8 protein-coding genes are annotated in these 13,475 nt (G+C 64.0%); 1 reads left to right on the top strand and 7 read right to left on the bottom strand.

The window, feature by feature from the left end; all coding sequences use genetic code 11:
- Nucleotides 1-13: 13 nt before the first annotated feature.
- A complete protein-coding gene (locus tag MMF98_RS14865) occupies nucleotides 14-586 on the bottom strand; it encodes a GNAT family N-acetyltransferase (protein ID WP_243307154.1) in 573 nt (190 codons plus the stop codon).
- Nucleotides 587-651: 65 nt separating this feature from the next.
- Nucleotides 652-1,509, bottom strand: a complete 858-nt coding sequence (locus MMF98_RS14860) for a TauD/TfdA dioxygenase family protein (RefSeq protein WP_243307153.1) — start codon at nucleotides 1,507-1,509, stop codon at nucleotides 652-654.
- A gap of 294 nt (nucleotides 1,510-1,803) precedes the next feature.
- On the opposite strand from MMF98_RS14860, the gene MMF98_RS14855 reads away from it, so the two are divergent.
- Entirely contained in the window at nucleotides 1,804-2,805 is a 1,002-nt protein-coding gene (locus MMF98_RS14855) for a TauD/TfdA family dioxygenase (RefSeq protein ID WP_243307152.1), read from the top strand.
- A gap of 171 nt (nucleotides 2,806-2,976) precedes the next feature.
- Here the strand turns inward: MMF98_RS14855 and MMF98_RS14850 are convergent, their stop codons facing one another.
- From MMF98_RS14850 to MMF98_RS14830, 5 genes are all read right to left on the bottom strand, one after another.
- Nucleotides 2,977-4,383, bottom strand: coding sequence for an efflux transporter outer membrane subunit (locus tag MMF98_RS14850; protein ID WP_243307151.1), 1,407 nt, complete (start codon nucleotides 4,381-4,383; stop codon nucleotides 2,977-2,979).
- A complete protein-coding gene (locus MMF98_RS14845; protein WP_243307150.1) occupies nucleotides 4,373-7,489 on the bottom strand; it encodes a multidrug efflux RND transporter permease subunit in 3,117 nt (1,038 codons plus the stop codon). The genes MMF98_RS14850 and MMF98_RS14845 overlap by 11 nt, the downstream gene beginning before the upstream one ends.
- A complete protein-coding gene (locus tag MMF98_RS14840; protein ID WP_243307149.1) occupies nucleotides 7,486-10,572 on the bottom strand; it encodes a multidrug efflux RND transporter permease subunit in 3,087 nt (1,028 codons plus the stop codon). Before MMF98_RS14840 ends, MMF98_RS14845 begins: the two co-directional genes overlap by 4 nt.
- 13 nt (nucleotides 10,573-10,585) lie before the next feature.
- Complete coding sequence (locus MMF98_RS14835) at nucleotides 10,586-12,247, bottom strand: MdtA/MuxA family multidrug efflux RND transporter periplasmic adaptor subunit (protein ID WP_243307148.1); 1,662 nt, start codon at nucleotides 12,245-12,247, stop codon at nucleotides 10,586-10,588.
- A 64-nt stretch (nucleotides 12,248-12,311) separates the two neighbouring features.
- On the bottom strand, nucleotides 12,312-13,472 hold the full coding sequence (locus MMF98_RS14830) for a DUF1501 domain-containing protein (protein WP_243307147.1): 1,161 nt from the start codon (nucleotides 13,470-13,472) through the stop codon (nucleotides 12,312-12,314).
- Between the last annotated feature and the right edge of the window lie 3 nt (nucleotides 13,473-13,475).

Genomic DNA, 13,475 nt, shown 5'->3' with positions numbered 1-13,475 from the left:
GTGCTTCGGATTGCTAAAGCATCAGACGGTGTCTTAGATGTGATTTGATCGCTGGCCATTCGTCATCGACGATGCTGTAGAGAAGTGCATTGCGTTTTCTACCGTCGGGCATGACGCGTTCATGGCGAATGAGGCCTTCTTCCTTTGCGCCGAGTCGGAGCACGGCCGTTCGGGATTTGCTGTTCGTTTCATCAACACGAAATTGAACGCGTATGCACGCCAGCTGTTCGAATGCAAACTGCAGCATAAGGTACTTCACCTCTGTATTCACGAAAGTGCGTTGGTAGGAAAAGGCCAACCATGTATGGCTGATTTCAATGGTTCGTGCGCTGATATCTGCATTCCAAAATCGTGTGGAACCGATGATCTTTCCTGTTGAAATCAGCTCAATAACGAAGGGAATTCCTGTGCCTGCCGCATGCCCAGAAAGTGCTATGCGAATATAGTCATCGATTGTTTCATGGGAAGGTACTATCGTGAATGGCAGCGACCAGAGCTCGCCATCAAATGCCGCGGCCAACAAAGAGGGACCATCTGCTTCGTCTAGCAGCCTCAATTGGATTCGCGGGCCTAAAAGCTGGGTCACAGGAAGAGGTCAATTCGTTGCTGAATAAGCGGCGGCACGGCGGCATGCAGAGCGAGTGGTCGTAATCAGACCGGGTTCAATTCCCGCACCCCGCACCATCTAAGTCGTCTTGGATGATGGCTTGAATATGGGGTGGATCGATGCATGGTCCAGCGATCGTCCCATACAACGAGGTCATGGTCGAGCCATTCATGCACATGTACAAACTGCGGTTGAGTCGCAAAACTGGTCAATTTGCGAAGGAGTGCGCGTCCCTTGTCAACAGGCCATCCAATGACGTGCGACGCATGGGAGGATAGATACAGTGATTTCCGATCGTTTCCTGGGTGCGTACGTACCAAGGGATGGACGACAGGAGGGAGCATGGCTCTTGTCTGCTCAGAAAAGTCAGAAGGTTTCATTCCAATCTGCTGACGAGACCACAGTATGCTGTGCTCAACCATCAGCGTAGAAATTTCATTCTGTGCTGAGCAAGGCAGTGCCTCCCAGGCGGCACGCATATCAGCATATTCGGTTGGAGGCGGCACAGAGGGAAGTAAACGAGCATGCAGAATAGTCAATCGAATAGGCGGCTGGGCTTGTGATCCATCGGTATGCCAGAGTTGATTGGCGCGCATATAGAGATCTCGCGCGCCATGTCGCGCATACATCTGGCCATTCTCATCCACGTTGCCGACATCGACGAAATGGGGGTGTCGCCCCGCGATCTCCTTGACCCTGCCTCCAATCGGAGGGCCGAGTTGTTGGATAAATGAAAGCAACTGGTCGTCATCAAGGCGCTGCCGCCGAAAAACTAGCACTCCATAGGTTGTAAGTGCCTTTTCTATCATTTCTATGAACTGACTGTCACATCGATCTCGCAGATCCACTTTGGCGACCTCCGCGACAAAGGATCTTCCGATCTTCCGAAGTTCTAAGCTCAAGATATTTCTCTGAAGAGTCGAAGTTTATCGTTTTTGAAATCACACATTGAACGATGCAATCTCAATGCTGTTCTACATTCAATAGAGTAGCTGAAAAAAAAGCCAAGCCGAATGAGAAAACTACCGGCCGATTCGAACCAGCTCTTGGCAAAGAGCGGAGGGAAATATATCCATAGAAAAAGCCGTTGGTTTAGTTGATCTCGGGAAAATGGAAGGGTCAGGATGTGTCAAGAATCGGATTGTCAGCCGAATGATTAGATTGGAGTCTGCAGAACGCAGAAGGGTCCGTGATTAATGAATGATATTGCTCAAGCTGACACAGTGCCAGTATCAGAAATTCTTGACCATCCTGTCCTGGGGGAGCGAGCATGGTCTCGGGACGAGGTCGACACTTCGAATTGGCGCATTGAACTCACTGATTCGATGGTCGCCGAACTGATCTCGGTGGTGACGCAGTTGCGTTCCGCCCCATTGCCGCTACTCCTTTGCCGTGCGCGAGATTTTCTTCTAGTTGAATGCCGCACCGTAGTGCAGCAGGTGCGCAACAAGCTACATCACGGGATGGGCTTGGCCATTGTCAGCGGTCTGCCAATGAATGTTCTCAGCAAGCAGGAGGCCGTGACCATTTTCTGGCTGATCGGCCAGATGCTGTCCAATCCCGTTGCAACAAAATGGGATGGAACCATGCTGTATGACGTTATTGATACAGAGAAAGAAATCGGCTATGGCGTGCGTGCAGCGGAGACCAATGCTGAACTTTTTTTTCATACTGACAATGCTTTTGGTCTCTCGGTGCCCGACTATGTCGGATTGCTTTGTATCTATCCGGCGGCGCGTGGTGGAATCAGTCGCTTCTGTAGTATGTATTCCGTTCACAACGAACTACTGAAGCTGAGTCCGAAGCTATTGCGACGTTTGTATGAACCTGTGTACTACGACAGACAGGAAGAGCATTGTCGTGGTGCCTCGAAGACTCTGACTGCACCCGTATTCCATTTTTCTCGGCAACAGTTAACGGTAAGGCTCTCGTTCAAGCTCATTCGGCGAGGCTACGCACTCGCAGGCCAGAGGCTGGATGCCTTGCTTGTTGAAGCCCTGGAATGCCTTGAGCATATTTTGCGTCGCGATGAGATGTCGATCGAATATCGCATCGAACGCGGCGAAATGCAGTTTGTCAACAACCATTGGACCGCACATGCTCGCAGCGCCTTTGAAGATGAAGTAAATCCGAAGTACAGGAGGCACCTTGTTCGCAGTTGGTACCGCGAACAAGGACGTCCCACATATGATGGATGAGAACTTGTTTGCGAATTACCTTTGGTAGAGAAAAGAAAAGGCAGGGTTGATTCAACGCACGGTGCAGCTGTACGAGCTTCATGACTCATGTCCTGGCCCCCCAAAAGCCGCCTCAAACCCTTTGAACGCCACACTCAGAGAGCAATGGCGTGAGGAGACTCTGGACCGGCTCTACGGATTCGGCGGCAACGGCCAGCCGCCGGCAAGATTCTTGAGCAACTGATTGGCGGCAGCGAGACGCCGGTTGTGCGTGTCGAGAAGGCTGCGCTCAATCGACAGCGCGGTCGTTTGGGCGGCCACCACGTTGAGGTAGCTCACGGTGCCCGCGCGGTACTGGTGGGTGGTGATGTCGAGTGCGCGCCGTGCTTCCCCCTGTGACTCTTCCAAGTACGTGGCCTCTTCCTGCAATGTCGCAACCGACACCAGGTTGTCTTCCACTTCCTGCAGCGCTGCGAGCACGGTCTGGCGGTAGGCGGCGGCGGCCTGGTCGGCGGCGGCTTGCGCGCTGTCGACGCCGGCGCGGCGAGCTCCGCCGTCGAACACCGCCAGTGCCATGGCCGGCCCCAGCGACCAGAACAGGTGAGGAGCCGACATGAGGTTGGCGATGGTTTCGCCACGGTAGCCGGCATTGGCCGACAGCGTGACCGCCGGGAAGAACGCCGCCTGCGCGACGCCGATCTGGGCGTTGGCCGCGGCGACGCGGCGCTCCGCGGCGGCGATGTCGGGCCGGCGCTCCAGCAACTGCGCCGGCAGCTGGGCCGGCACATCGGGCACCGCCGGCAAGCGCGCCATCACGTCCAGCGTGAACAGCGAGGGCGGCCGGCCCAGCAGCACGGCCAGTGCATGTTCCAGCTGGGCGCGGCTTCTTCGCGTTTCAACCCATTGCGCCAACGCTAGCTTCAACTGCGTCTGGGCCTGCGCGACATCGGCTGCAGAGGCAATGCCGACCCGGTAGCGGTCCTGCGTCATCTCGACCGAGCGGCGATAGGCCTGCACGGCGTTGTTCAGCGACTCGGTCTGCGCTTCGGCCGTTCGCAGCGAGAAGTAGGTCTGCGCCAGCGCGGCCTGAAGCGACAGCCGCACGGCCGCCCAATCCGCTTCGCTGGCGTCCAGCCGCGCCTGGGCGCCATCCACCTGGGCTGAGATGCGCCCCCACAGATCGACCTCCCAGCTCGCGCTGCCAGACAAAGAGACGGTGGTCTCGGCCGATGGCAGGGACGGCGACCGGCCGCGCGACGTGGAAGCGCCGACTCCCAGGCTGGGCGCCAGGGCCGCGCGGCTGGCTGCGAGCGCCGCGCGTGCCGCGCGGTACTGGGCGAAGGCCAGACCGAGGTTCTCGTTGCCGATCACGAGCTGTGCCTGCAGGCTGTTCAGTGTCTCGTCCCCGAACACCCGCCACCATTCGCCCTGCAACAAAAGGCGAGGCTGCGCCGGCTGAAACAGTGCGGCCTCCTTGAAGGCCGGGGGGATGTCCATGGCCGGCCGCTGGTAGGGTGGGGTGCTGCCGCAGGCGGCCAGCAATCCGGCGGCCAGCGTCGCCAGGCCGCGCTGGAGGGCGTGTGACAACTCAGAACGCATGAGGGGCCTCCATCAATGCCGGCGCTGGTTGCGTGTGCCTGGGTCGGCGCGAGCGCATGCCCATTCGCAGCCGGTCGATCGCCACGTAGACGACGGGTGTGGTGTAGAGCGTCAGCAACTGGCTGAGCACCAATCCGCCCACCACGGCGATGCCCAGCGGCTGGCGCAGCTCGGCGCCGTCGCCGCTGCCCACCGCCAGCGGCACGGCACCGAAGATGGCCGCCACGGTGGTCATCAGGATCGGCCGCAGGCGCAGCCTGGCGGCCCGGTAGATGGCCGGTGCGGCTCCTAGCCGGCCACGGCGTTGCCGGTCGATGGCGAAGTCGATCATCATGATGGCGTTCTTCTTGACGATGCCGATCAGCAGGATGATCCCGATCAGCGCGATGATGGAAAACTCGGTCTTGAACATCATCAGGGCGAGCAGGGCGCCGACGCCCGCCGACGGCAGGGTGGACAAGATGGTGAAGGGGTGGATGAGGCTTTCATACAGGATGCCAAGAACCAGGTAGATGGTGACAAGCGCGGCCAGGATCAACAGCGGCTGGCTGTCCAGCGATTGGGCGAACACGCGCGCGGTGCCCTGGAATGTGCCGCGTATCGACACGGGAACGCCCAGCTCGGCCATCGCGTTGCGCACGGCCTCGCTGGCTTGCGACAGCGATACCCCCAGCGGCAGGTTGAAACTGATGGTGGAGGCCGGTGTCCCGGCCTGGTGGGCAACCGACAGGGGCGCCACGGTGGTTTCCTCGCGTGCGAAGGCCGACAGCGGCACCTGATTGCCGGTGCTGGAGATGAAGTACAGGTTGCGCAGCGACTCCGGCCCCTGCAGGAACTCGGATGCCAGTTCCAGCACCACGCGGTACTGGTTCAGTGGGTTGTAGATCACGCCCACCTGGCGCTGGCCGAACGCGTTGTTCAGCGTGGCGTCGATCGCGCGCACCGACAGGCCCATGCGGGTGGCGGCGTCGCGGTCCAGCACCAGCGTGGTCTGCTTCCCGCGGTCCTGGACGTCACTGTCGATGTCCACCAGCTCCGGCAGCTTCATGAGCGCCTGGCGAATCCGGGTCTCCCAGGTGCGCAGGTCTTCCAGGTTGTCGGCCTGCAGCGTGAACTGGTACTGGGCATTGGATTGACGCCCGCCGACGCGAATGTCCTGCACCGGCACCAGGAAGAGGCTGGCTCCCGGCTCCTTGGCCAGCCGGGTGCGCAGCCGGGCCACGACCTGGTCCGCTGATGCGTCGCGCTGGTCCAGCGGCTTGAGCGCCATAAACATCTGCGCCACATTGCGCGCCGACCCACCGGTGAACCCGGTGACGGTTTCCACCGCGGGGTCGGCCCGCACCACCGCCAGAAAGCGGTCCAGCCGCTGCTGCATGGCCTGGAACGACGTGGCTTGGTCGGCCCGGATGAAGCCCACGATGCGCCCGGTATCCTGCTGTGGGAAGAAGCCCTTGGCGATGGCTCCGTACAGATAGACATTCAACGCGATCACACCGGCAAAAATCAACAGCACCCAGGGCTGGTGCCTGAGCGCCCAGGCCAGCGAGCGCCTGTAGCCGCGCAGCAGCCCCGCCTGCGCGCGGGCCGCCCAGCGCGAGCCTCTGGATGGCAAGCGGTGGTGAAGGGACGGCTTGAGCAGGGCGGCGCACATCATGGGCGTGGTGGTCAGCGAAACCACCATCGACACCAGAATGGCCACCGACAGCACCACCGCGAACTCGCGGAACAGGCGGCCGACGATGCCTCCCATCAGCAGGATGGGAATGAAAACGGCAATCAGCGACAGGCTGATGGAGAGAACGGTGAACCCGATCTCCCGCGCGCCATCCAGCGCGGCCTGCAAGGCGGATTTGCCTCTCTCCAGGTGCCGCGAGATGTTCTCCAGCACGACGATGGCATCGTCCACCACAAAGCCCGTGGCCACGGTCAGCGCCATCAGCGACAGGTTGTCCAGGCTGTAGCCGGCCAGGTACATCACGCCGAAGGTGCCGGCCAGGGAAACCGGCACCGCCACGCTGGGCACCAGCGCGGCACGCACGTTGCGCAGGAACAGGAACACCACCAGGATCACCAGCCCCACGGCGATGGCGAGCGAGCGTTCGATTTCGCGCAGGGAGGCCCGAATGGTGGGGGTGCGATCCGTCACCACGCGCAAATCGATCGCCGGCGGGATCGAGGACTGCAGCCTGGGAAGCAGCGCGCGGACCCGGTCGACCGCATCGATGATGTTTGCCCCCGGCTGTTTGTAGAGAAGCAGGAGGATGGAGGGCTGGCCGTCAGCCACCCCGTAGTTGCGCACGTCCTGGACAGAGTCCACCACCTGAGCCACATCGCTCAGCTGCACTGCATTGCCGTTGCGGTAGCGCACGATCAGGGACGCGTAGTCCGCCGCGGAGCGCGCCTGATCGTTCGCATCGATGTGCCAGTAGCGCGCCTCATCCTCGATCGCGCCCTTGGGGCGGTTGCTGTTGGTCGAGATCACCGCGGCTCGGATGTCCTCCAGCGAGATGCCGCTGGCTGCCAGCCGGTTGGGGTCGGCCCCGATCCGCACCGCTGGCAAGGCGCCGCCGCCGATCACCACGTTCCCGATGCCCTCCACCTGCGCCAGGCTTTGCGCCAGCACCGTGGAGGCTGCGTCGTACATCTGGCCGCGCGACAGGATGCCCGAGGTGAGCGAGAGGATCATGATCGGCGCGTCGGCCGGATTGACCTTGCGGTAGCTCGGGTTGCTGGGCATGCCGACAGGCAGCAGGTTGCGGCTTGCGTTGATGGCGGCCTGCACCTCGCGCGCCGCGCCGTTGATGTCGCGATCGAGGTCGAACTGCAAGACGATCCGGGTGTTGCCCAGGGTCGAGGACGACGTGATCTCGTTGACGCCGGCAATGGCGCCCAGGGAGCGCTCCAGCGGCGTCGCGACGCTGGTGGCCATGGTGTCCGGGCTTGCGCCAGGCAACGAGGCCGACACCGAGATGGTGGGGTAGTCGACCTTCGGCAACGGCGCCACGGGCAGCAGCAGGAAGCTGATCGCACCCACCAAGGCCACGCCAAGGGTGATCAGGGTCGTGGCCACGGGTCGGCGGATGAAGGGTTCGCTGAAATTCATGCCGGCACCCCGCTGCGCTGCCGCCAGGACTGCGCCAATGTGGCGAAACGCAGGTAGATCACCGGTGTGGTGAACAGGGTCAGCACCTGGCTGACAATCAGCCCTCCCACCATGGTGACGCCCAGCGGATGGCGCAGCTCACTGCCCCAGCCGCTGCCCAGCATCAGGGGCAGGGCGCCCAGCAGCGCCGCCAGCGTGGTCATCAGGATTGGCCGGAAGCGCAGCAGGGTTGCCTGGTAGATCGCGTCCCGCGGCGCCAATCCCTGCTCGCGCTCGGCGTCCAGGGCGAAGTCGATCATCATGATGGCGTTCTTCTTGACGATGCCGATCAAGAGGACGATGCCGATGACGGCAATGATGTCCAGGTCCAGCCGCCAAACGGCCAGGGCCAGCAGCGCGCCCAGGCCGGCGGACGGCAGCGTCGAGAGAATCGTCACCGGGTGGATGTAGCTCTCGTACAGGACCCCCAGCACGATGTACATCGTGACAATGGCCGCAAGGATCAGCCACAGCGTGTTGGACAGCGATGCCTGGAAGGCCAGCGCGGCGCCCTGAAAGCTGGTGTCGATGCCGGGCGGCAGCGAGAGCGCCGCCTGCTCTGCCTTGATCGCCTTGACGGCGTCGCCGAGGGAATGGCCCGAGGCCGTGTTGAAGGAGAGGGTGACGGCGGGAAACTGGCCGACGTGGTTCACCGCAAGCGAGCCCGGCCCTTCGACGATCCGCGCCACGGACGACAGCGGAATCTGCGCGCCGCTGCTTGCCGGCACGAACAGATTGGCCAGCGCCTCCATGCCCAGATTGCGTCGCGGCGCGACCTCGAGCACGACCCGGTACTGATTGGACTGCGTGAAGATGGTGGAGACCTGGCGCTGGCCGAAGGCGTTGTACAGCGCGTTGTCGATGCCCGCCACATTCACACCCAGCCGGCTCGCGGCGCCGCGGTCGATCTCGACAAAGGCGCGAAGCCCCTTGTCCTGCAGGTCGCTGGCCACATCCGTCAGCTGCGGCAGGCCGCGCAGGCGTTCCAGCAGGCGCTGCGTGCCATCCGCCAGCGCCGCCGCGTCGGGCGACGACAGCAGGAACTGGTACTGCGTCTTCGACACCCTGTCCTCGATGGTGAGATCCTGCACGGGCTGCATGAACAGCGCGATGCCGGGCACGCTGCGGGTGGACGACGCCAGGCGGCGGATGACGTCGCTGACGCTGCCCTCGCGCTGTTCGCGCGGCTTCAGGTTGATCAGCATGCGTCCCGTGTTGAGGGTGGTGTTGCCGCCATCGACCCCGATGAACGACGACAGGCTCTCCACGGCCGGATCCTGGAGCACGGCTTCGGCAAGCGCCTGCTGCCGCTGCGACATGGCTTCGTACGACGTGGACTGCGAGGCTTCGGTGATGCCCTGGATGACCCCCGTGTCCTGCACCGGGAAGAAGCCCTTGGGCACCACCACGTAGAGCCAGGCAGTCAGCGCGACGGTGAGCGCGAACACCAGAAGCGTCGCACCGCTGCGGTTCAGGACCCAGTTGAGCATCACACCGTACTGCCGGATCATGCCGTCGAACAGCCGGCCCGTGACCTGGTAGAGCCGCCCATGGCTTGCCTCGGGGGTGTGGCGCAGCAGCCTGGCGCACAGCATCGGCGTGAGCGTCAACGACACCACGGCCGAGATCAGGATGGAAACGGCCAGCGTGATGGCGAATTCATGAAACAGCCGGCCGACGACATCGCCCATGAACAGCAGCGGGATCAGCACCGCGATCAGCGAGATCGTCAACGAGATGATGGTGAAGCCAATCTGCCGTGCGCCCTTCAGGGCGGCCTGCAGGGGTGGTTCGCCCTGCTCCACATAGCGGGCGATGTTCTCGATCATCACGATGGCGTCGTCCACCACGAAGCCGGTGGAGATGGTCAAGGCCATCAGCGTCAGGTTGTTGATCGAGAAGCCCGCCAGATGCATCACGGCGAAGGTGCCGATCAGGGAGAGCGGCACCGCCATGCCCGGAATGAGGGTGGCCGAAGGGCTTCGCAGGAAGACAAAAATCACGGCGACCACCAGCAGCACCGCCAGCAGCAGTTCCACTTGCACGTCGTGGACCGAGGCCCGGATGGTGACGGTGCGGTCGGTCAGGATCTGCACGTCCATCGACGCCGGCAGCGTGAGTTGCAACTGCGGCAGCAGCGCCTTCACGCGGTCCACGGTTTCGATGACGTTCGCCCCGGGCTGGCGGTGGATGTTCAGGATGACCGCGGGCATCAGGCCGGCCCAGGCGGCCAGCCGCGCGTTCTCCGCATCGTCCACCACCTCGGCCACGTCGGCGAGCCGCAACGGGTTGCCGCTGCGGTAGGTCAGGATCAGGTTGCCGTAGTCGGCCGCCGAGCGAAGCTGGTCGTTGGCGTCGATGGTCGAGGCATGCGCATGGCCGTCGAAGCTGCCCTTGGCCTGGTTGACGTTGGCGGCATTCGTGACGACGCGCACATCCTCCAGCGACATGCGGGCCGAGGCCAGGGCGTCGGGATTGACGCGAATGCGAATGGCGGGGCGGCGTCCACCCGCGATGGCGACCACGCCGACGCCCGGTACCTGCGACAGCTTGGGCGCCAGCCGGTTCTCCACCAGATCGTGGACGCGAATCACCTGCAGCGAAGGCGAGCTGATCGCCAGGGTGAGGATGGGGGCATCGGCCGGGTTGAACTTGCGGTAGGTCGGGGGCATGGGCAAGTCGTTCGGCAACAGGTTGCTGGCGACGTTGATGGCGGCCTGCACCTGCTGCTCGGCCACGTCCAGCGTGATGTCCAGCGAGAAGCGCAGCGTGATCACCGAGGCGCCGCCCGAACTGACCGAGGACATCTGATTGAGCCCCGGCATTTGCCCAAAATGACGCTCCAGCGGCGCCGTCACCGCGGAGGTCATGACGTCCGGGCTTGCGCCCGGGTACAGCGTGGTGACCTGGATGGTGGGGTAGTCCACCTCCGGCAGCGCCGAAAGCGGCAGGACGCGCCAGGCCAGCGCGCCAGCAATCAGGAGGGCGACCATCAGCAGCGAAGTCGCCACCGGCCGCAGAATAAAGATTCGCGAGAAATTCATGGTCGAGCAGCGCTTAGCCGCCCCCGCTTTCCATCTGGCGGCGCCGTTCGCGCAGTTTTTCGATGAACGCGCGGCGCTCCTCCGGCGTCATCTTCATGAAGCGCTCCTGCACCTCGGGCGGCAGGCGGTCCAGCCAGGCGGGCCGTTCTGCGGTGGCCGCCCCTCCTGAGGCGGCGCCTGCCGCCGCGGGCCGGGGCGGGGCGCTTGCGGCAGGTTGAGCGGATGGCGCGGCATGGCTGCTGCCGCCCTTGGCTTTGGGCGCCGGTGCGCTTGCGGAGGTGGAGGGTGCTGACGCTGCACGGTGCGCGCCTGTGGTCTCTTCGGCGGCCCGTGGGCTGGCCGCTGAAGCGGGGCGCGGTGGCGGCTTGATCACTTCCGCCTTGGCGCCCTCGCGCAGCCGGTCAGCACCGTCGGTTACCACCTTGTCGCCGGCGGCGAGCTCACCTTGGACACTGACCCATTCGCCATCCACTGCACCTGGACGCACGCCGCGGATGGTGACGGTGCCATCGTCCTTGACCACATACACGAAACTGCCTCGTGCGCCGCGCTGCAGCGCCGTGACCGGAATGGCCAGTGCATCGGCTTGCGTGTCCAGCTGCAGGCGGATGTTGACGAACTGGTTGGGAAAGAGCACACCTTGCGCGTTGGCGAACTCGGCTTTGAGCTTGATGGTGCCGGTGACCGGGTCGATGGCGTTGTCGGTCGTGCTGATCTTGCCCTGCGCGAGACGGTTGCGCTGCTCGCGGTCCCAGGCCTCGACCACGGGCGCATCGCTGGCGCGGAGCTTCGCTGTCAATCGCGGCAGCAGCGCTTCGGGCACGGCGAAGACCACGCTGATGGGCTGGGTCTGGGTGATGGTGACGATGCCCGTCGCATCGTTGGCGCGCACCAGGTTGCCCAGGTCGGCCAGCTTCAGGCCCAGTTGCCCGCTGATGGGGGCGGTAATCCGGGTGTAGGACAGCATCAGCCGTGCGTTGTCCACCGCGGCCTGGTCCACCTGCAGCGTGCCCTGGAGCTGGCGCACCAGCGCCTCCTGGGTATCGACCTGCTGCCGTGCGATCGAGTCTCGCGACGACAGGTCCTTGTAACGGTCCAGGTCCAGCTGGGCATTGCGGAACAAGGCCTGGTCGCGCGCCAGCTGGCCTTGCGCCTGCGCCAGCTGCACCTCGAAAGCTCGCGGATCGAGTTCGGCGAGCAGCTGGCCGGCGCGAACCTGTTGCCCTTCCTTGAAGTGGATGGCCCGCAACTCTCCGTCCACGCGCGCTCGAATCACCGCCGTGTTGAGGGCCGCAATATTGCCGATGGCCGCGTGGATGGCACGCATGTCCCGGCGTTGAACGGTGCCCACCGTGACGGGCTGGACACGGTTCTCGGCCGTAAAACGCCGACCGCCGGTGCCGGCTGCCGGCGCACTTCCCGCTAGGGCGGGGCCAGGCAGGTTCGCTTCCTTGGCCGCGCCGCGCCACAACCACAGTGAAGCGCTCGCTCCAATCGCCAGCGCGCAGGCGCCAATCACCAGCCAGCGGCGTCGCGTGAGCGCGTGACGCGCAGGTAGTTCCGAATGTCCCATGATGTCCTCGTTGACTCTTGTTCTTGACGAATCGGCGAGCCGGCCATCCCTCCCGACGGCTTCACTGCGCTCCCCGCTGGTGGACTGGATCGCTTCGCTCACCGGTGAGCGTCCCGCGTCCAGCCAGGCAAATAAAAAACTTTCCTCGTAAGGTGAGGGCCTCGGCTCAAGCTCGCAGCAGGCGAGGCAGGGTCTTCACCCCGGCAACCCGCGGAAACACCGTTCTCGCGACTCGCTCCGGCTCGATGCCGAAGCACTCACCTGCCGCCGAGGCGATCAGCGAATCCAGTCCCGTGGTGGGCTGCAGGTCGCGTCCTTGGTAGAGTGCGCCAGGCGCCAGGCCAGGCCAGTCACCAATCACCCGGCCACCCTGGACGGCGCCACCCAGCAGCATGGCCACCGACGCCGTTCCGTGGTCGGTGCCGCCGGTACCGTTGGCCGCGGCGGTGCGCCCGAACTCGGTGGCAACCAGCACAGTGGTGTTTGCCCACGTGGCGCCCAGGCCCTCCCGCAGCGCCGCGATCATGGCGTCCAGCGCCTTGAACTGATTCGCCATACGAGGCGCCTGGGCGCTGTGGGTGTCCCAGCCACTGGTTTCAAGCATCGCGATGCGCGGGCCGGCCGGCTGCGCAAGAAACCGTGCGGCAAGCTGCCCAAGTTCGGCCGGGTTCTGCCGCACCGCCGGGCCGGCCATGCCGCGCGCCTCCATCGCGGCAGACCACAGGGCGTGGAGCTGGGCATCCTGCGCGTACAGCTGCTGCACGCGCTGCAGCAGGTCGTCGTCCGGTGCCTCCTTGAGCGCCGAAGGTGCGTAGGAGCCGACCTCGGCCCCGCCGCGCAGCGCGAGCGGCACGGTGGGGCTGATCGCGATCGCTTCGCCCGTGGCCTTGGGCAGCAGCGCGACCAGCCGGTTCAGCCAGCCATCCTTCGCTTCATAAGGTGCGGAACCACCCGACTCGAGCACATTCTGGCCATCGAAATGCGAGCGATCGCGGTAGGGCGAGGCCACGGCGTGGACGAACAGCGCCTCCTTTGCAGCATAGAGCCTGGCAGTTTCGACCAGTGCCGGGTGCAGGGCAAACAGGCCATCGAGCCGCGTCGCGGCCGCCGTGTCGAGTGCGAGCGCGCCGCGCAGGCGTGCATATCCGGGATCGGCGTAGGGGATGACGGTGTCGAGGCCGTCGGCCGCACCGCGCTGGATCACGAACACGAAGCGGCGGTCGGTCGCGGCCTGGGCCAGCACCAGGTGCGGCGCCACCAGGAATCCGCCGGCACCAACGGCGGCGAATTGAAGGAAATGGCGGCGGGAATGTGAACGCGAGGGCATGGT

The organism is Variovorax terrae, from assembly GCF_022809125.1.
Taxonomy (GTDB): domain Bacteria; phylum Pseudomonadota; class Gammaproteobacteria; order Burkholderiales; family Burkholderiaceae_C; genus Variovorax_A; species Variovorax_A terrae.
This window is presented reverse-complemented; position numbering and strand designations above follow the sequence as displayed.